The 19,033-nt window shown below is 60.2% G+C and carries 22 protein-coding genes; 14 read left to right on the top strand and 8 right to left on the bottom strand.

From position 1 onward, the window contains the following. Positions 1-53: 53 nt before the first annotated feature. Positions 54-1,448, bottom strand: a complete 1,395-nt coding sequence (gene dnaB / locus LA321_RS10955; RefSeq protein WP_041210543.1) for a replicative DNA helicase — start codon at positions 1,446-1,448, stop codon at positions 54-56. A gap of 364 nt (positions 1,449-1,812) precedes the next feature. Here dnaB and LA321_RS10950 point away from each other — a divergent pair, with 364 nt between their 5' ends. After that, positions 1,813-2,670, top strand: a complete 858-nt coding sequence (locus tag LA321_RS10950; protein ID WP_201940522.1) for a Tim44 domain-containing protein — start codon at positions 1,813-1,815, stop codon at positions 2,668-2,670. Positions 2,671-2,853: 183 nt separating this feature from the next. Here LA321_RS10950 and ushA read toward each other — a convergent pair whose 3' ends face one another. Further along, positions 2,854-4,578: a bifunctional UDP-sugar hydrolase/5'-nucleotidase UshA gene (ushA, locus tag LA321_RS10945; protein ID WP_042070679.1), complete on the bottom strand. Its 1,725-nt coding sequence runs from the start codon at positions 4,576-4,578 to the stop codon at positions 2,854-2,856. Positions 4,579-4,845: 267 nt separating this feature from the next. Here ushA and LA321_RS10940 point away from each other — a divergent pair, with 267 nt between their 5' ends. From LA321_RS10940 to LA321_RS10930, 3 genes are all read left to right on the top strand, one after another. Then, positions 4,846-5,190: a DUF2956 domain-containing protein gene (locus tag LA321_RS10940; protein ID WP_026457697.1), complete on the top strand. Its 345-nt coding sequence runs from the start codon at positions 4,846-4,848 to the stop codon at positions 5,188-5,190. Between the two features lie 113 nt (positions 5,191-5,303). Next, entirely contained in the window at positions 5,304-5,639 is a 336-nt protein-coding gene (locus tag LA321_RS10935; protein WP_026457698.1) for a hypothetical protein, read from the top strand. A gap of 109 nt (positions 5,640-5,748) precedes the next feature. Next, positions 5,749-6,618 (top strand): tetratricopeptide repeat protein, encoded by an 870-nt coding sequence (locus LA321_RS10930; protein WP_042070682.1) that lies wholly within the window; start codon positions 5,749-5,751, stop codon positions 6,616-6,618. Between the two features lie 32 nt (positions 6,619-6,650). On the opposite strand, the gene LA321_RS10925 is transcribed toward LA321_RS10930, so the two are convergent. Beyond that, on the bottom strand, positions 6,651-8,057 hold the full coding sequence (locus tag LA321_RS10925) for a sigma-54-dependent transcriptional regulator (RefSeq protein WP_201940524.1): 1,407 nt from the start codon (positions 8,055-8,057) through the stop codon (positions 6,651-6,653). A gap of 149 nt (positions 8,058-8,206) precedes the next feature. Next, positions 8,207-9,004 carry an FKBP-type peptidyl-prolyl cis-trans isomerase gene (fkpA, locus tag LA321_RS10920; protein WP_026457833.1) on the bottom strand — a complete coding sequence of 266 codons (798 nt, stop codon included), beginning with the start codon at positions 9,002-9,004 and terminating at the stop codon, positions 8,207-8,209. 118 nt (positions 9,005-9,122) lie between these two features. Between fkpA and LA321_RS10915 the strand changes: the two genes are divergently transcribed. Then, the gene (locus tag LA321_RS10915) at positions 9,123-10,091 is read left to right on the top strand and encodes a WD40 repeat domain-containing protein (RefSeq protein ID WP_042072717.1); all 969 of its coding nucleotides are present in this window, start codon (positions 9,123-9,125) and stop codon (positions 10,089-10,091) included. 14 nt (positions 10,092-10,105) lie between these two features. Beyond that, positions 10,106-10,321 (top strand): SlyX family protein, encoded by a 216-nt coding sequence (locus LA321_RS10910; protein WP_042027198.1) that lies wholly within the window; start codon positions 10,106-10,108, stop codon positions 10,319-10,321. Positions 10,322-10,398: 77 nt separating this feature from the next. Here the strand turns inward: LA321_RS10910 and LA321_RS10905 are convergent, their stop codons facing one another. After that, positions 10,399-11,082 (bottom strand): FKBP-type peptidyl-prolyl cis-trans isomerase, encoded by a 684-nt coding sequence (locus tag LA321_RS10905; RefSeq protein WP_223380018.1) that lies wholly within the window; start codon positions 11,080-11,082, stop codon positions 10,399-10,401. 141 nt (positions 11,083-11,223) lie between these two features. Then, a complete protein-coding gene (locus LA321_RS10900) occupies positions 11,224-11,427 on the bottom strand; it encodes a YheV family putative zinc ribbon protein (protein WP_026458669.1) in 204 nt (67 codons plus the stop codon). 39 nt (positions 11,428-11,466) lie between these two features. Between LA321_RS10900 and LA321_RS10895 the strand changes: the two genes are divergently transcribed. From LA321_RS10895 to LA321_RS10870, 6 genes are all read left to right on the top strand, one after another. After that, a complete protein-coding gene (locus tag LA321_RS10895; RefSeq protein WP_042072720.1) occupies positions 11,467-12,126 on the top strand; it encodes a hypothetical protein in 660 nt (219 codons plus the stop codon). A gap of 148 nt (positions 12,127-12,274) precedes the next feature. Next, positions 12,275-13,174, top strand: coding sequence for a chemotaxis protein (locus LA321_RS10890; RefSeq protein ID WP_224212208.1), 900 nt, complete (start codon positions 12,275-12,277; stop codon positions 13,172-13,174). A 53-nt stretch (positions 13,175-13,227) separates the two neighbouring features. Continuing rightward, positions 13,228-14,214 (top strand): hydrolase, encoded by a 987-nt coding sequence (locus tag LA321_RS10885; protein ID WP_042072724.1) that lies wholly within the window; start codon positions 13,228-13,230, stop codon positions 14,212-14,214. A gap of 155 nt (positions 14,215-14,369) precedes the next feature. Next, the gene (locus tag LA321_RS10880) at positions 14,370-14,594 is read left to right on the top strand and encodes a YheU family protein (protein ID WP_042072725.1); all 225 of its coding nucleotides are present in this window, start codon (positions 14,370-14,372) and stop codon (positions 14,592-14,594) included. A gap of 52 nt (positions 14,595-14,646) precedes the next feature. After that, positions 14,647-15,516 carry a phosphoribulokinase gene (locus LA321_RS10875; RefSeq protein WP_026456725.1) on the top strand — a complete coding sequence of 290 codons (870 nt, stop codon included), beginning with the start codon at positions 14,647-14,649 and terminating at the stop codon, positions 15,514-15,516. A 15-nt stretch (positions 15,517-15,531) separates the two neighbouring features. Further along, complete coding sequence (locus tag LA321_RS10870) at positions 15,532-16,065, top strand: DUF4136 domain-containing protein (protein ID WP_042072727.1); 534 nt, start codon at positions 15,532-15,534, stop codon at positions 16,063-16,065. A gap of 116 nt (positions 16,066-16,181) precedes the next feature. Here LA321_RS10870 and LA321_RS10865 read toward each other — a convergent pair whose 3' ends face one another. Together LA321_RS10865 and LA321_RS10860 are read right to left on the bottom strand one after the other, a co-directional pair. After that, entirely contained in the window at positions 16,182-16,478 is a 297-nt protein-coding gene (locus LA321_RS10865; RefSeq protein WP_026456727.1) for an MliC family protein, read from the bottom strand. 49 nt (positions 16,479-16,527) lie between these two features. Beyond that, a complete protein-coding gene (locus LA321_RS10860; protein ID WP_026456728.1) occupies positions 16,528-16,932 on the bottom strand; it encodes an OsmC family protein in 405 nt (134 codons plus the stop codon). Between the two features lie 326 nt (positions 16,933-17,258). On the opposite strand from LA321_RS10860, the gene crp reads away from it, so the two are divergent. Beyond that, positions 17,259-17,900, top strand: coding sequence for a cAMP-activated global transcriptional regulator CRP (gene crp / locus LA321_RS10855; protein WP_042072729.1), 642 nt, complete (start codon positions 17,259-17,261; stop codon positions 17,898-17,900). 112 nt (positions 17,901-18,012) lie between these two features. Continuing rightward, entirely contained in the window at positions 18,013-18,813 is an 801-nt protein-coding gene (locus tag LA321_RS10850; protein ID WP_042072731.1) for a putative RNA methyltransferase, read from the top strand. Positions 18,814-19,033 lie beyond the last annotated feature (220 nt).

Raw genomic sequence — 19,033 nt, 5'->3', positions numbered from 1 at the left:
GCTTGGCAGAGATGACTCTCACCACTTCCTCTTCAGAATTGCGATGACGATGATTAGTAGTCATCATCAAACGCCGGGCCGGCATAATTGTCGAACCGCGAGAACTGCCCCTGGAAGGTGAGACGCACTCTTCCTATCGGGCCGTTACGCTGCTTGCCGATGATGATCTCGGCGATCCCCTTGTCGGGGCTGTCGTCGTGATAGACCTCGTCGCGGTAGATGAACATGATCAAGTCCGCATCCTGCTCAATGGAGCCCGATTCCCGCAGATCCGAGTTGACCGGGCGCTTGTCGGCCCGCTGTTCCAGGCTTCGGTTGAGCTGGGAGAGCGCCACTACCGGGCACTGCAGCTCTTTCGCCAACGCCTTGAGAGAGCGGGAGATTTCACCGATCTCCAGGGTACGGTTGTCGGAGAGGCTGGGCACCCGCATCAGCTGCAGGTAGTCCACCATGATCATGCTGATGCCGCCGTTGTCCCGCGCCACCCGGCGGGCGCGCGAGCGCACTTCGGTCGGGGTGAGGCCGGAGGAGTCGTCGATGTACATCTTCCCCTTCTCGAGCAGCAGTCCCATGGTGGAAGAGAGACGAGCCCAGTCCTCGTCGTCGAGCTGACCGGTCCGCACCTTGGTCTGGTCGATGCGCCCCACCGAGGCGAGCATACGCATGATGATCTGCTCGGAGGGCATCTCCAGGGAGAATATGAGCACCGGCTTGTCGGCGGTGAGGGCCGCGTGCTCGCACAGGTTCATGGCAAAAGTGGTCTTGCCCATGGAGGGACGGGCCGCGACTATGACCAGGTCCGAACGCTGCAGGCCGGCGGTCATCTTGTCCAGATCGTTGTAGCCGCTCGAAACGCCGGTCACCCCGTTGTGCGGGGTCTTGAACAGCTCTTCAATCTTGTCGACAGTCTGCTCGAGGATGAGCTTGAGCGGCTGGGGGCCCTCGTTGGCACTGGTGCGCTGCTCGGCGATCTGGAACACCTTGCTCTCGGCGAGATCCAGCAGATCGTTGGAGGTGCGCCCCTGGGGCTCGTAGCCCGCTTCGACTATCTCGTTGGCGACCGAGATCATCTCCCGCACCACGGCACGCTCACGCACGATTTCGGCGTAGGCGTTGATGTTGGCGGCACTCGGGGTGTTCTTGGCGATCTCCACCAGATAGGCGAAGCCACCGGCCTCTTCGAGCTGCTCGGAGCGTTCCAGCTCCTCCTGCAAGGTGATGAGGTCGATGGGATTGCCCGCATTGGAGAGGCGGGTCATGGCCTGGAAGATCAGGCGGTGCGGACGACTGTAGAAATCCTTGTCGATCACCCGCTCGGCAACCCGATCCCAGGCGTCGTTGTCCAGCATCAGGCCGCCCAGTACGGACTGTTCGGCCTCAAAGGAGTGGGGAGGTACTTTCAGCTGTTGTGTCTTGGCGTCTTTTTTCGCCGTCACTTGCTCTGCCATACACATAAAAACCGCAGCGGGAAGGGGACGGGAATTTTACAAAAGAAAGCCAGGCACGGCGAGCCCTATTCTGGCTTATTCACACCATCATGAAGGGCCAGACCAGGGTCTGCTCCCCCTTGCTGCTTCTCGTTTTGCTTCGCAGTTTGCGTTCCTTGCGACTCAATCGTCTGCTTTTCATGCTGCATGCTCCCATTCTTGACGCCCGATGCCAGGCAACTCGTTCATGAATAATTCATGCCAATCATGGTACATATCGGCCCAAGCTGCGACACATTTAGGGACAGGCAGCCTGCCATGCGTCTTGCTGAGCTAGCCAACGCGGAGCATGCCCCACCCACAGACGAGAGTGAAAAGAGTCAAAATGAAAAAGATGCTGACCCTGTTTGCCGTGATCCTGGCCATTGGCCTGGGGGCACCTCATGCCGAGGCCAAGAAGTTTGGCGGCAGCAAATCCTTTGGTAAAAGTTACAAAACTGCGCCGGCCCAGCCTGCGGCCAAACCGGTCGACAACAAGAATCCGACACTGAACGCCCAGACTCCGCCGAAGAAGAGCGGCATGATGGGGGGTCTGCTGGGCGGCCTGCTGGCCGGCGGTCTGTTTGCCTACCTGCTGGGCAGCGGTGCCTTTGAAGGCATGCAGGGCATGGACTTCCTGCTGATCGCCCTGCTGGCCCTGGGTGCTGTCTTCCTTTTCCGCGCCCTGCGCAAAGGCAAGATGGCGGCGCCACAGCAGCAACAGGCGGCCTACGCGGGATATCAGACACCGCAGGCAGCTCCGCAGCAGTTCGAGCAGAGCCACAGCGCGCCGCAAGCCACCGGCTTTGCCGACAGCGATGTGCCGTTCCGCCTGCCGCCCGGCTTTGACATGAACGGCTTCCTGGCCGGTGCCCGTGACCACTACCGCACCCTGCAAGAGGCCTGGAACAAGAACGATCTGGAGAAGATCCGCGAGTACGTGAGCCCGGAGCTGTTCGAGCAGCTCAAGGCCGAGCGTGCCGAGCTGACCGGTGAGCAGCACACCGAGGTGATGTATGTGGATACCCAGCTGGTGCGTGCCGACTACGGCAGCGACTGGGCCCAGGTGAGCGTGCGCTTCAGCGGCCGCTACATGGATCGCCAGGAGCAGGTCGAGGAAGACATCAAAGAGGTGTGGCACCTGGAGCGCGATCTGGCCAAGAACAATGCCCCCTGGCATATCGTCGGGATCGAGCAGCTGTAAGGCATCAGCGCCCGTCAGCGCAAACCGGCATCAAGAGGCGACCCTGGGGTCGCCTTTTTTATTGCTCTCTGTCCCCCGGGACGCGGCCTGACACGAAAGGCGCAGACCCCACCATAACAAAGGGCAGCCACTGGCTGCCCTTTGTGTGTAACGGCGATGACCCTGCCTCGGGATTTACGTCGATCAGTTGCAACCGTCGCTAGAGGTGGAGTTCAGGTAGCTCACCTCACCGGCAGGCTGATAGTCAGCCACATTGATGGTCTTCTTGATCTCGATATACTCCTTCAGCACGGCCGCATCCACCAGCCCGGCATTGATGGTGTCGATCTTGGGATAGCCATCGCCACCGGCGGCGCTGAAGCTCGGAATGGCGAAGCTGTAGGTCGCCGCCGGATCGAACGCCTTGCCACCAATGCTGGTGATGTTCACGCTCTTGGCCTGGCAATCCACCGCCATGTTGATGCCGCCAAACTGGGCATAACCGCCGGTATTGCGAGTCTTGGTGGCAACCTGTCCCAGGTAGCTGGCCAGCTCACTGCCATTCATGACGGCCTTGTTGACCGTGTTGCCGAACGGGTGCACCAGTAGCACGCTGCGATAGGTGATATCGCCGGCCGGGATGCTGTCCCGCACGCCGCCGGAGTTGACGATACCGAAGTCAGTCGCCAGCTTTCTGGAGGTGGCGGTCGTGATCAGGCGTCCCAGATTGGTCTGCATGTTGCGCACGCTGGCACGATCGCCGACCAGCAGGCCATCGCTGGAACCGATCACCACGCTCAGCTCCTGCTGGCCCTTCTCCTGATAGCCCAGCAGGGTGTTGTAGAGTTCGGGATCCTTGGTGATCTCGTCCTGAACGAACTGCATCTTGGCCGGATCCTTGGTGGCGGCGCCGGTCGCGTCGATGGGATCACCCTTGGCATTGCGCTTGACGAGGTTGACCGGGATCAGCTCATAGCTGGTGAGGGTCAGCTTGCCATTCTGGTAATCAAACTGGGCACGACCCACATACTTGCCCCACTCGTGGGCCTGCATGATCCAGGTACCGTTCTGCTGATCCGGCAGGCAGTCATCACCCGGTTTGAAGTCGGCATACTTGTTCGCCGTCCCCGGTTCCATGCAGACCGGGTTTTGGGAGTGGCCACCGATGATGGCATCCAGGGTGCCTGCCGGCAGGGCGCGGGCCATCTCCACATCACCCGGGGCATTGCTGCCATGCTGGCCATCGGCATAGTGGCCCATGTGGGTGATGGCGAAGACCAGGTTGGCCTCATTTTTGTCACGGATCTGCTTGCCCAGTTGGGCCGCTTCGGTGGTGGGATCGCGGAACTCCAGGGTCTTGACGTTGTTGGGATCGACCAGCTGGGCGGTGTCTTCCGTGGTCAGGCCGATCACCGCGACCTTGAGGCCGTTATCCAATCTGAATACCTTGTAGGGGTCGAAATAGTGCTTGCCGCTGGCCTTGTCATAGATGTTGGCCGACAGCATGGGGAACCGGGCCCACTCACGCTGCTTCTCCAGCACATCGAGGGGGTTGTCGAACTCGTGGTTGCCCACCGCCATGGCGTCGTAGCGAATGCTGTTCATCGCGACGAAATCGGGCTCGGCATCCTGCAGATCCGACTCGGGCACCCCTGTGTTGACGTCCCCACCGGAGAGCACCAGTACTTCGCTGCCGGCGGCCCTGGCTTCGGCGCGCAGCCGCTCGACCAGGGTCTTCTGGGCCGCCATGCCATATTCGTTCTCGGTGTTGTGCCAGAAACGGCCATGGGTGTCGTTGGTGTGCAAAACAGTCAGCTTGCAGACATTTTCAGTGCAGGGGGCAACGGTGTCATTGCCAGAGGAATTACAGCCAGTCAGGGCAGCCAGCACGGCCAGCGCCACGGTGCCCCTGATGAAGTTCTTATTCATATCCATATCACCTTGATTATGTTGTTATTTATGACCCGATCCGGCGGGTCGGGCGCCAATATAACAAACAACAGATGACGATTTTTCATCAATGACTCACAAAATGCGTTAATTGTGATCCTTGGCTCAACATCCGGATTTCCACCGTTTTCTCGTCTCTTTTTATGAGTGGTCGCGCAAAATTCGGCGCCGGGGGATGGCAAGCCGCTTCTTGCCACACCTTTGTGGCATACTCTCCCACCCCATCGGAGCCCGAGGAGAGAGTAGATGGCCAAATACGACAAGATTTCCCCAGAAACCCAGCAGGAGGCGATGAAGATTGCCCGTGCCAACCAGAAGCCGGGGCAGACCAAGGAGCAGACCCAGCTGATCGCCCAGGGGATCCAGAAGGGCATAGATGAATACAAGAAGCAGATGAAGGCGCGAGCCCGCGAAGCCAATCGCCAGAAGAAGCAGCAGGCCAAAGCCAGACAACAGCAGAGTGAAAACCAGCTCGATGAACAGGACGAGTCGCTCGAACTGGTGGAAGTGACCCGCCAGCATCCCCTGCCCTGGGCGCTGCTGGTATTGAGCTGGCTGGGCTTCGCCGCAGCCTGGCTCTGGCTGCGCTGACCCCGGCGCTGCAAACCTTTGCCTGGGATCTTCTTCACAGCCCTGGCCCATATGGCTGGTCATCGCCGCCCCGGGCTGATTAAATCCCGCCACTCGTTTTCAGGACATCTGCTATGAACCCGGCTCCGCTCTACCTGCTCGCCCCCTTCGTGCTGTTTCTCGTCACCATGCTGCTCTATCGCATCTCGCCACTGCGGGCGGTGGCCAGCGGCAATGTGCGCTGGTTTATTCTACCCGCCTTCACCCTGTTCATCCTGCTCATCGTGATCAATGGCGCGGCCGATCCGGCCCTGCGCAATCCAGCCTTCCACTGGTTGATGCCGGGCCTGGGATTTGCGCTCAGCCTGTTTCCGGCCCTGCCCAAGGCGCTGGTGCCCCGGCTTGCCATCAAGGAGGGAGCCTTCGCCGCTCTGGGCCTGATGCTGATGAGCCTGGCCATGGTCTACTGAGAGAGCGGCTGTGACGACATAACCCAAGGGGCGCTCTGTGACGGACGCCCCTTGTACAAACAATGGCCGGCAGGCATCTTGGTGACAGGATCGCCAGCAAGGAGGCCGAATGGACAATCCGCCCGATTTCATGGCGCTGTGGGATTATCAGGATCCCGCCGCCAGCGCCCTGCGTTTTCATGCTCTGCTGCCCGAGGCGCACGCCGCCGCCGACCTGCAGTATGAACTGGAGCTGCTCACCCAGATAGCCCGCACCCATTCGCTGCAACGCCAGTTTGCCGAGGCGCACCAGCTGCTCGACGAGATAGAACCCCGCCTCACTGATGCCACCCCGCGGGCGCGCCTTCGCGTCCTGCTGGAGCGAGGTCGCAGCTTCAACTCCGCCGGCGACAAGGCCAGTGCCAGGACGCTGTTTGAACAGGCCTGGCAACAGGGGCTGAAACACAAGGAGCTCTATCTGGCCATCGATGCGGCCCACATGGTGGCCATCGCCGCCCCGCTGGAGGAGCAGAGCCGCTGGCACCAGCTGGCGATGGAGCTGGCGGAGCGCAGCCAGGACGAGCGGGTGCGCGGCTGGCTCGCCCCCCTCTACAACAATCAGGGCTGGACCCTGTTTGAACTGGGCCGCCTGGAAGAGGCTCGCCAGTGTCAGCAAAAATGCCTGGCCTGGCACGAGCAGCATAACAACCCGGCCAAGGCCTTTATCGCCCGCTGGAGCCTGGCTCGTCTGAGCCGGGCCCAGGGGCTGCACGAACAGGCGCAGGCCGAGCTCACGCAGTTGCAGGCCGACATGGCTGCCGCCGGCGCCCCCGAGGATGGCTATGTGTTCGAAGAGCTGGGGGAGAATGCGCTGGCGCTGGACGAGCCGGCGGCGGCCGAATATTTCGCCCGCGCCTGGTTTTTGCTGTCGCGCGATGAGTGGTTCAAGCGCCAGGAGGGGGAGCGGCTCGCCCGTCTCAAGCGGCTCGCCAAGCTTTGACAACGCAGGGGCGGCCTGGCGCAGCCCCCGAGTCAGGCGAGGTTGGCCTCTTCCCACCCCTGCTTCTTGCGATAGATGGTCGAGGGGCTGATCTCCAGCAGAGCCGCGGCCTTGGGGATATTGCCGTCACAGCTGGCGATGGCCTGCTCTATCACCTCTTTTTCCACCAGCCAGAGCGGGCGGATCGGCCCGTGGGCTGGTCGCTCCGGCGCGCTGGCCACAGCAGGCTGGGCCACAGGGGCCGCCCCGTTCAGGGAACGTCCGCCATTGAGCGGGGGCGGCAAAATATCCTGGCTCACCTGATCCTTGTCGTTCAGCACCACTATGTTGCGCACCACGTTCTGCAGCTCGCGCACGTTGCCGGGCCAGGGGTAGTCGAGCAGCACCCGCGCCGCCTGGGCATCGAAATCCTTGAAGCGCTTGTTCTCTTCCTTGGCGTAGCTCTGCAGCAGGCTGCGAGCCAGCAGCAGGATGTCCTCCCCCCGCTCGCGCAGCGGTGGCAGGTAGAGGGGGATGACGTGCAACCGGTAGTAGAGATCCTCGCGAAAACGCCCCGCCTTTACCTCCACCAGCGGATCCCGGTTGGTGGCGCAGACGAAGCGCACATCCACCGTCTCCAGCTTGCTGCTGCCGACGCGCTGCAGGGTGCCGGTCTGGATGAAACGCAAGAGCTTGCTCTGCAGGTCGAGATCCATCTCGCAGAGCTCGTCCAGAAACAGGGTGCCGCCGTCCGCAAGACTCGCCGCCCCCTTGCGATCCCCCTGGGCGCCGGTAAAAGAGCCCTTCACGTGACCGAAGATCTCGCTCTCCATCAGATCGTGGGGAATAGCTGCGCAGTTGAGTGCGATGAAGGGCTGATCGCGGCGAGGGCTGCACTGGTGAATCGCCTCGGCACACACCTCCTTGCCGGTACCGCTCTCTCCTGTGATGAACACGGTGGCCTTGCTCGGAGCCGCACTCTCTATGATGCGATAGACAGCCTGCATCGGCATGGAGGCACCGATGAAGCCGGCGAAGGAGTGACGCTCGAAGTTTTCCCGGTACTGGGCCACCAGCGAGCTCAGTTGCTGGTGCTTCAGTGCGTTGCGCGCCGTGGCGCACAGCCGCTTGCTGTCAAAAGGTTTGGTCAGGAAGTCAAAGGCGCCGAGGCGCATCGCCTCTACCGCCACGTCCACCGAACCGTGGGCGGTGATCACCACCACGGCGCAGGGCAGCTGCTGTTCGGTGATCTGCTGCAGAATGTCCATGCCGGACATGTCCGGCAGCTCCAGATCGAGCAGCACCACGGGCGGGGGGCTCGCCATCAGCTGGTCCAGCGCCTGCTGGCCACAATCGGCCAACAGTACCTCATAACCATCCTGACGCAGGTACTGCTCATAGACGACCGCCAGACTCCGGGTATCTTCCACCAACAGCACACGCGGTTTGTTTTCAGCCACAGGATTCATCCTTGTCATTGATTGTGCGCTTTTATTTTGCAACCTTTCTCGGGCAAACCCAAGGTGACGCCCCTCCAGTTATCCCGCGGATCCCGAAGAGACACAAGAAAAAACGGCTCCCTAAGGAGCCGTTTTTGCGCAAGATGAACTTACTTTTTAGCGTCGTCAGCCGCTGGCTTCTCGATGTCCAGCAGTTCAACGTCAAACACCAGCACGGCATTGGCCGGGATGGTGCCTGCACCGTGCTCGCCATAGGCCAGCTTGGACGGCAGGAAGAACTTGAACTTGGAGCCAACCGGCATCAGTTGTACCCCTTCGGTCCAGCCCGGGATCACCTGGTTCAGCGGGAAGGTCGCCGGCTCGCCACGATCGACGGAGCTGTCAAACTTGGTGCCATCGGTCAGAGTGCCAGTGTAGTGCACCTTGACGATATCGGTGGCCTTCGGCTTGGCGCCTGTGCCCATCTTCTCGACCTGATACTGCAGGCCGGATTCAGTGGTCTTCACGCCCTCTTTCTTGGCATTGTCAGCCAGGAAGGCTTCGCCCTTCTTCAGGTTCTCAACGGCATCTTTCTCGGCCTTGGCCTTGGTCAGCTCGTTGATCTTGGCGTCGTACTGCTGCAGAACCTTCTGGATCTCTTCATCGGTCATCTTGGCGTCTTTGCCCAGACCGTCAGTCACCCCTTTCAGGATCACGGCGTTGTCCAGCTTGATGCCGAGCTCTTGTTGACGCTCCAGGGTATTGGCGATGTAACGACCCATGGAGAGGCCAATCGCATAACCGGATTGCTCTTCAAAGCTCTTGGCTTCAGCCTTGGTCGCCTCTGCAGGCTTGCTGGCCTCTGCCTTCACCTCGGCGGTATTGGCCGCCGGCTTCTCGTCTTGGCAAGCAGTCAGACCCACGGCAACCGCCGCAGCCAACAGGGACACCTTCAGAAATTTATTCATCAGTTTCTCCAAACTTCAAATACCGCTCTCGGTTCCATCGTGAAATGAGAGGTTTATCGTGACAAGCGCCTTATACTAACGCCGTGATTGCAGGTAACAACAGCGTGAGACCGCAAAAATGTTAAAAAGTGCTATTTATCTGGTAAGCCTCTGCTTGATGCTGACTGGCTGCGAGCAAAGCGCCCGGCCAGACCAGCAAATTACCCTCGCCAGCACAGGCCTGCTGACCGCCGATCTCTCCAGCGATGGCAAGCAAGCCATCGTCTCCAGCTTGAGTCAGGGTATCGTGGTATGGGACCTTGAGCAAAACCGCCAACGCTGGCGCTGGACGCAATCAGACGCACCGGACAACCTGGTGTTCATTACCCGTTTTGCCGAAGGCAACGACCACGCCGTCACCGCAACGTCAAATACCTTCGCCATCTGGGCGCTCCAGAATGGGCATTCGCAAGGCTACTACTCCCTTCCTGAATCCAGGCTGAGGGACATCGCCCTGTCGGCAGATGGCCGTCAGGTGCTGATCGGTCGGGAAGATGGCAAGGCGGAGGTGGTCGACACCCAGAGCGGACGCCGCCTGCAATTTCTGGGGCATACCGAGCAGATCAATACGGTGGATCTCTCCGCCAATGGCCGCTATGCCCTGACCGGTGGCAACGACTACAGCGCCTATCTGTGGGATACCCAGAGTGGCCAGGTAGTGTGGCGTTTCAACCACGGCGGCCGGGTGGTGATGGCCAGACTGGAGCCCAGCGGCCGCTACGCCTTCACCGCTGACAGCCGTCAGGCCAGCATCTGGGATCTGAAAACAGGTAAAGAGGTGAGCCGGCTGCAGTTTGATCACCGTTTCGAGGTGTACAGCAGCGCCCGCTTTGCCAACGACGGCAAATGGCTCATCACAGGAGCCCCGTCACGCCAGCTCTCCCTGTGGCGGGTGAGCGATGGCACCTTGCTGCAGAGCTGGCGCGTCGCCCCCTATCCCAAGGCCAAACCGCCCAGCGCTGTGGTCTACGGCGTGGCTTTGCGCGACAATAGCCACCTTGTCAGCGCCAGCTCCAGTGGTCTGGCCGAAATCTGGACAATCAAGTAAGGACCCGAAGGCCCATGAGTCAGCAAGTAAACGATCGTATCGAAACCCTGGAAACCCGTCTTGCCTATGCGGAATACACCATAGAGCTGCTCAACGATGAGGTCACCACCCAGGGGCGCGAGCTGGATCGGCTCAAGCATCAGATCCAGCTGCTGGTGGACAAGCTCAAGAGCGTGCAGCCGAGCCAGATTGCCAGCATGTCCGAAGAGACGCCCCCCCCTCACTACTGATCCGGTGACGCCAGCCACCAGTTCATAAAAAAACCCGCGCCAGGCGCGGGTTTTTTTTATCTCGGGTCGAACCCGGATCAGTGGTGATGGCCCTTGCCACCGCAACCGCCGCCACCGCAGCAGCCGCCGTGACCATGGTCGTCACCGTGATCATGGCCGTGGTCGTGACCGTGGCCAGCACCGCCGCAGCAACCACCATGGCCATGCTCTTCTTCATGATGGTGATGACCACCACCACAGCAGCCACCGTGATCGTGGTCATGATCATGATCATGACCATGATCGTGGCCGCAACCACCGGCACCGTGAACGTGACCGTGAGCCAGCTCTTCGGCGGTAGCGGCACGCACGTCTTTGATCTCGACCTTGAAGCCCAGGGTCACGCCAGCCAGCGGATGGTTGCCATCCACCTTGACGAAGGACTCGGACACTTCAACCACGGTCACCGGGCGGTGGCCGTCATCGGTCTCGGCCACGAAAGTATCCCCTTCGGAGACTTCCATACCGTCGAACAGCTCACCCGGCACTTCCTGCACCAGAGACTCGTCATATTCGCCGTAGGCCTGGCTCGGGGTCAGGGTCACTTCGAAGGCGTCACCTACCGCGCGACCTTCCAGCTCGGCTTCGAGGCCGGAAACCAGATAGCGGGTACCGTGCAGATATACCAGCGGCTCTTTGCCGACAGTGCTATCGATGACTTCACCGTGCTCGTCGGTGACTGTGTATTCCAGCGTAACCACGCTCAGAGGAGCTACTTTCATGTCAGGATCCTGCGGATAGAAAAAAACGGGCTCAGAATACCCTAAAAAGCGGGCCACGCCTATGGCGGACCCTGCCAGCGGGTGTTGAAAAAAGCGACAACGGGAGCGAAGTGACGCACCTCACCCAATCCCGTTACCCCGTCAGGGGCGGAATACCCCGATCACCTCTTCGGCCTCCCGGGTCATCTGATCGACCTCGGCCGGCGTCTGCACCTGGGTATCGCCGCAGGAGACACAGGTCACCTTCTCGACTCCATGCTCCAGATACAGCATCATGTTGTCCATCTTGCCGCACGCCGGGCAGACTGCACCGGCAATGAAGCGCTTTTTACGTCTGGTTTCCATTTTTGTTACCTCCAGGCAGCATCATATCAGGGTTTTTACATGCATCACGCCATCGAGTACCACCATTTTTCCAGCCAGGGCCTGCAAGCCGGTCATCGCAAACGTACCCCGGTCGGGCAGTTGTTGCGGGTGACCAGAGGAGCCGCGCTGCTAAGACTCGGTCAGCATGAGCTGTTGCTCCCGGCCGGCCGCTGTTTCTGGCTCTGTGCCGATGCTCTGGCCGCCTTCAGCCCGCTGGCGGATTGCGATTACGACCTGCTGAGCGTCTCCCTGCGAGCGCCGCAACCCGGGCAGGCCGGCTGGCTGCAAGCCTCGCCGCTGCTCGATGCCCTGCTCGATTCGCTGGCTCAATGGCAGCGGCCACAGGATTGGCAGGGGGCCTATGGCCACCGGCTGCAGGTCATTCTCGATGAGGTGCAACAGTGCCCCATCAGTCAGCAGGGGAATGAAACCCTGCAAGCGGACTGGCAGGCCATCGCCAGCGGTCATCCCGATGCGCTGCAAAAGTGGGCCGAGCGGGCCGATGCGCCAGTCCCGGGCGATGCCCTGCAACAGCAGTGGCAACTGCTGCAGGCCCTCAGACTGCTCAAGGGGGGCAGCAAGGCAGCCCAGGTTGCCGGAAAACTGGGCTATCCCGATGAAGCGACGCTGCAACAGGCTTGTCAGCGCTGGGGCGTGACACCGGGCGAGGGGCAATAAGCGCCCTCCCCCACCAGCGAAGAAAAACGGCCAGGCGAGTCCAGTTTTTTAGCCGCCGGTCGTTAACAAGAGAGGACCATCTCCCCTCTTATCCTTTATGCTGGAACCATAAGTGACGGCCAACGTTTCGACCAACAGGACATCTGCCATGACGAGCAAAGCCAATCAATCCCAGGGCATGTTGCTGTTTCATCTCTCAGCCAACCAATCCTTCGCCATCGGCACCCTCAAGGTAAAGGAGATAGTGCCTTATACCCAGCTGACCGCGCTGCCCCAGTCCCACCCGACCGTGCTGGGAGCAGCCAATATGCGTGGCACTACCATTCCGGTGATCGACATGGCCATGGCGGTGGGGTATCGCCCCATCCAGCGGGAAGAGATGCAACACTGCTTCATCATCATCACCGACTGTCGCCGCACCCTGGTGGGCTTTCTGGTGCGCGGCATCGACAAGATCACCGAGTGCAACTGGCGCGATATCGCCCCGCCGCCTGCAGCCCTCGGTCACAACGTCTTCGTGACCGGGGTAACCCGGGTCAACGGCCAGCTGATCCAGCTGCTGGACGTGGAGCTGATCCTGTCACGGGTCTACCCTGACGATCCCAGCCACCTCTATCCGGTGCTGACCGACGTGCAGCGGGAGCGGATCAAGCCGATGCGGATCCTGCTGGTGGATGACTCCTCCGTCGCCCGCCGCCAGCTGATGGCGGCACTCGATTACATCAATATCCCCTACGAAGTCTGCACCAACGGCAAGGATGCGCTGACCCTGATGCAGGAGAGAGCTGGCCAGCAGACCCCCATCGATATCCTGGTAAGCGATATCGAGATGCCGGGGCTCGATGGTTATGAGCTGGCCTTCGAGGTGCAGAGCGACGGCAAGCTGGCGGGCGCCTACATCATCCTGCACACCTCCCTCTCCAGCGAGATCAGTGTGGAGCGAGCCCATCAGGTGGGGGCTCACGAAGCGCTGACCAAGTTCGAGGCCAACGAGCTGATCCAGGCCATGCTGCGCGGTGCCGAGCACCACGACCGCCTGCAGCACTGACCCCAGAGGCGGGGAGGACACTTCCCGCCGTTACAACCGGAACCGGCAGACCCATGTTGACCGAGAGTTACTTTCAGGCCCCCTGGTGGGCCCGCAACCCCCATCTGCAAACCATATTGCCAAAGTGGCTGCGCCGGACCCCGGCCCGCTTCGTGGCCGAGCGGTTTGAACTGACGGACGGGGATTTCGTCGACCTCGCATGGAACGGGGAAATTGCCCAGGATGCCCAGCCGCTGGTGGTGGTGTTCCATGGCCTGGAGGGAAGCATTCACTCCCACTACGCCAAGGGATTGTTTGGCCACCTGCAGCAGGAAGGGAGAGAGGCGGTGCTGATGCACTTTCGGGGTTGCAGCGGCGAGCCCAATCGCCACCTGCAGGCCTATCACTCGGGGGCCATCGGCGATGCGCTGGAAGTGATTGCCGAGCTGAGCCGACGCTTTCCGGGCAAACCCTTGATTGCCATCGGCTTTTCGCTGGGTGGCAACATGCTGGTCAATCTGCTGGCTCGCGCCTGTCCGGCGGCACTGACAGCGGCCGTGGTAATTTCGGCCCCCTTGCAGCTGGAAAGCTGTGCCAACCGGGTCAACCAGGGTTTCTCCAAGGTCTATCAGAACTATCTGCTGCGCACCATGCGCCGCAACCTGTTAAACAAGATCCACCAGCAACAGAAAGCGGGCGAGCGCTGGCAACCACAGCAGGTGCGAAGCATTGCCACCCTGCGCGACTTTGACGAGCAGGTCACCGCCCCGCTCCATGGTTTCACCAACGCCGGCCACTACTACCAGAGCTGCTCCGGTCTGCCCCTGCTGCGACAGATCCCGATCCCGACGCTGATCATCCACGCCGCCGACGATCCCTTCATGTCGCAAGCGGTGATCCCGCGCCCCGAACAGCTCAACCCCATGGTGCGCTATGAGCTCAGCCAGCGTGGCGGCCATGTGGGATTCCTGCACGGCACGCCCTGGCGACCCAGATTCTGGCTGGATGAGCGGATCAGCCGCTGGATAACCGAGCAAGCCCAGGCGGCCACACCAAACTGACCCCTTTTGCATTTGCCCGGTTGCACATTCCGAGCCATCGCCAGGTGACGCTTTAGCACCCGCTAGAGTACCCGTAAGGCGTAAAAAGAAGTTGCACTCGGGCAAGCGGGCATAACAATGACCCGACAGCCCTTTTTTTGTTGTGAGACTTACCGATGATCATCCCCTGGCAAGAGCTGGATAGCGAAACCCTGACCAATCTCATCGAACATTTCGTACTGCAGGAAGGCACCGAATATGGCGAGCAGGATGTGCCCCTCGCCCGCAAGGTCGAGACCGTCAAAGCCCAGTTGCAGCAAGGCTCCGCCGTCATCGTCTACAGCGAGTTGCACGAGTCGGTCAACATAGTGCCCAAGGATCGCTTCATCGAGTCGGCTTGACCGGGCACGAAGCCTGCCTTTATAACGGAACTCCCAAGGAAGAGAGCATTCTATGTCGGCCAAGCATCCCATTATTGCGGTTACCGGTTCGTCCGGAGCCGGCACCTCCACCTCCACCATCGCCTTTCGTTCCATGTTTCATCAACTGGGTTACAACGCGGCCGTGGTGGAGGGGGACAGTTTTCATCGCTACACCCGACCGGAGATGGATGTGGCGATCCGCAAGGCGCGCGAACAGGGGCGCCATATCAGCTATTTCGGCCCGGAAGCCAACGACTTCGGCCTGCTGGAGTCGTTTTTCCAGGAGTACGGCCAGCAAGGCAGCGGCCAGTATCGTCGTTATCTGCACAGCTTCGACGAGGCGGTCCCCTTCAACCAGATGCCGGGTACCTTCACCCCCTGGCAGCATCTGCCGAGCGAGACCGATCTGTTGTTTTATGAGGGGTTGCACGGCGGCGTGGTCACCGACGAGCACAACGTGGCCCGCCACGTGGACCTGCTCATCGGCGTGGTGCCCATCGTCAACCTGGAGTGGATCCAGAAGCTCATCCGCGACACTTCGGAGCGCGGGCACTCCCGCGAGGCGGTGACCGACTCCATCGTCCGTTCCATGGATGACTACATCAACTTCATCACCCCCCAGTTCTCACGCACCCACATCAACTTCCAGCGGGTGCCGACGGTGGACACCTCCAACCCCTTCAGTGCCAAGGTGATCCCGAGTCTGGACGAGAGTATGCTGGTGATACGGTTTCGCGGCATCAAGCAGGTGGATTTCCCCTACCTGCTGTCGATGATCGATGGCTCTTTCATGTCACGCATGAATACCATCGTCGTACCGGGCGGCAAGATGGGTTTTGCGATGGAGCTGATCCTGCGTCCCCTCATCCAGCAACTGATCGAAACCGGCAAGATCACCTGAGCCAAGGAGTTTATGATGCGGTTAGCGTTTATCTCTGTGGGATTGGCGGCCCTGCTGGGTGGCTGCAGCACGGGTCCGGCTGCGCCGACCGTCGAGGCGGGCACCATGGTGGTTCGGCCGGCCAGTGACTGGTCATTCGGCGCGACACCGCGCTACGCCCTGGCCGAACAGTTCCAGTTTGCCGGGGCCCATGCCGAAGGGTGGCTAGATCCCCTGCAGCAGGCGGTCAGCCAGCAGCTCAATGGCAAAGGGTGGCAGAGCGTGCCCCTCGATGAGGCGGATCTCTGGGTTGCCATCGGCGTCGCGGGTGAAAAAGATGTCAGCGATGGCCAGATCTTCGCACGCCTTGGCATGACGCCGGGATTGCAGACCAAGGCCGGTGAGCGCAAAGGCACCTTGGCCATCGTACTGCTCGATCGGCGCACCCAGCAGGCGGTCTGGAGCAGCGCCATCTCCCTGGCCAGCGATGTCGCCATTGCCGATAGCCAGCGCCAGCAACTGAGCCAGCAGTTGGCCGCCGAACTGCTCTCCTCGGTGCCCGGCCACTGACCCGGGTTCGGCACAGATGCAAAAGGGCGGCTTGTCTCTGGCAAGCCGCCCTTTTTTGACCCCGATATCACCACGACATCGGCAACAGACTCAGGTCATGGAGCGAGACCTTATGCTTACTGCAGGGTGCAGGTCAGCTGGGTGACATTCTTCTGTACCAACGTGGCCTGTTTGTCCTGCTTCATGAAAGTGGTCACACTGTCCGAGTATTTCTCGCCTGATTGTGACTCCACCCGATCCAGCTTGTAATAGAGCCCACCATAGGGGAATTGCACCATGTCAGCCTGGGGATCATAGGTGACGGCCAGCATCACCTCCCCGCACTGGTACTGGCTGTACTGGTACTGGGTAGGTTGCGGGCTGCTGCACGCCGCCAGACCCAACAGAGGAAGCAGAACGATCATTTTTTTCATTGCACTTTCCTTATGTCGTGGCGTTATCAACGAAACAACGCTCGGGTTATCAGGCTTCAAGAATTTGATAACTGTGAGTAATTTGTACCGCTTTTTCCAACATCAGGGAAACGGAACAGTATTTTTCCATCGACAGATCCACCGCGCGGGCCACCTGTTTTTCGGCCAGCCCCTTGCCGGTGACGACAAAGTGCAGGTGGATCTTTTCAAAAACCCGTGGCACCGAATCTGCCCGCTCGCCGGCCAGTTCCACATGGCAGGCGGTCACAGACTGACGCGCCTTCTCCAGGATGGAGACCACGTCGATGGAGCTGCAACCACCGACCGCCAGCAGGATCATCTCCATCGGGCTTGCCCCTTCACCAGGGTTGGCACCATCCAGCACCACCTTGTGGCCGGACTCGCTCTCCCCTGTAAATTTCATGCCCTCTACCCAGCTGACCTTGGCTTTCATCTCACGCATCCTCGTATTGTCATTATGCTCATGATGTCCATAGCATACCCCACTCCCCCTCCGTTCGGCACCCTTGTGCCCATACCGACGCCGTAACGGATGAGTTGGAATGGAAATAGATCAAAATCAACATATCCCCCACTCATCTTCCCTAGAATGACGCGAACGGCGCAGCAGGCATGACTCCAAGGGATCCTCAAAAGCCCGCAAAGCCTTGTCAGCACAGACAAAGGCTCTTATCCTACTGCGACCACTACAAGGAATGGCAAGGTTGGCAGCTTGCCCGGACGCACAAGTCCATAAAAAGACACTACAGAGGAATTCTCATGGTTATTGGCAAACCGCAAAGCGATCCCACCCTGGAATGGTTCTTGTCGCACTGCCACATTCATAAGTATCCCGCCAAGAGCACCCTGATCCACGCGGGTGAAAAAGCGGAAACCCTCTACTACATCGTCAAGGGCACTGTGGCCGTCTTGATCAAGGACGATGAGGGCAAAGAGATGATCCTCTCCTACCTGAACCAGGGCGACTTCCTGGGCGAGATGGGGATGTTCGAGGAGAACGAGAATCCTGAGCGTTCAGCCTGGGTTCGTGCCAAGGGCTCCTGCGAAGTCGCAGAGATCTCCTACAAGAAGTTCCGCCAGCTGATCCAGGTCAACCCGGATATCCTGATGCGCCTCTCCGGCCAGATGGCCAAGCGTTTGCAACATACCAGCCAGAAAGTCGGCAACCTCGCCTTCCTGGATGTGACCGGCCGGATCGCCCAGACCCTGCTCAACCTGGCCAAACAGCCGGATGCCATGACCCACCCGGATGGCATGCAGATCAAGATCACCCGTCAGGAGATCGGACAGATCGTCGGCTGCTCCCGCGAAACCGTCGGCCGCATCCTCAAGATGCTGGAAGAGCAGGAGCTCATCTCCGCCCACGGCAAGACTATCGTGGTCTTCGGCACCCGCAGATAGACCCGATACCGGCTACCGGATAAAAAAGGCTGCCACGGCAGCCTTTTTCGATCCGCTCCCCTATAATCCCGAACGCCCTTCCCCTTTCATGGCATCAGCCAGGAGAGTTTTTATGCATCTTCAATGTCCCCGTTGCCGCAGCCCCCTGCATCTTCACGAAGTCTCTCGTGGGGTCTACTGCGCCAACAAGCACCACTTCGATCCTGCACCGGAAGGCTATCTGGATCTCATCCCCGGCAAGAAGAATCCCAAGGACAGCGACAGCCGCGCCCTGATGCGTGCCAAGCGCCATTTTCTGGAACAGGGACACCAATTGCCACTCATCGAGGCGATGGCCGCCTTGCTCGCCCCACTCGGCGTCCATGAGCTGATCCACCTAGGCTGCGGCGAAGGCTACTACTGCCGCGCACTGGCCGAGCGGCTGCCCGGCTGGCAATTTGGCGGCGTCGATATCGCCAAGAACACCATCTTCGCCGCCAGCAAGGCCCAGCCGGAGGGCCAGTTCGTCATCGCCGATCCGGTCCGTGCGCTCCTGCAGCCCGGCACTGCCCAGGTATTGCTGGTCAACGATCTCAAGGTCAAGACAGAGCAACTGGTCAGCTGGCTGGCACCGGGCGGTTATCTGCTCTATCTGCAACCCGGACCTCGCCACCAGTGGCAGCTGAGAGTCAGTCTCAATCCGGTGAGCATGGAACATCCCTTGAGCTGGCCATCTCTCACCGGCCTCGAGCTGGTGGGGCAGGATCGTTGCCAGTTCGCCATGACCATGGATCAGGCCCTGCGCACCTTTATTCTGGAAACCAGTCGCCTCGGCTGGCGAGCCAACGGCGAACAACGTCACGCCTTCACCCATCAGGGGCCGGATCTGCTGGAGCAGGATCTGTTGCTCACCCTGTGGCAAAAACCCTGCTGATCTTCCCGGGGGGGCGCTCCATTCGCCCCTCTGTTTTTCCCCCACCTCCCTGTTTTGCCGCGATCTCCTGTGTGATCGGCCTCACAACCTGCCACTTCCGGCTTATGGGATACTATTGGCTCACATCCACATCCCTGCTCACTCATCCTCACCAATTAACTCATTGAATAAAATTAAGTTAATTTTTTATGCTACTTTTTTAATCGCAAGAAATTAACTG

The organism is Aeromonas enteropelogenes, from assembly GCF_020097295.1.
Classification (GTDB): Bacteria; Pseudomonadota; Gammaproteobacteria; order Enterobacterales; family Aeromonadaceae; genus Aeromonas; species Aeromonas enteropelogenes.
The sequence above is the reverse complement of the archived record's forward strand: the minus strand, read 5'-3'. Positions and strand labels throughout refer to the sequence as shown.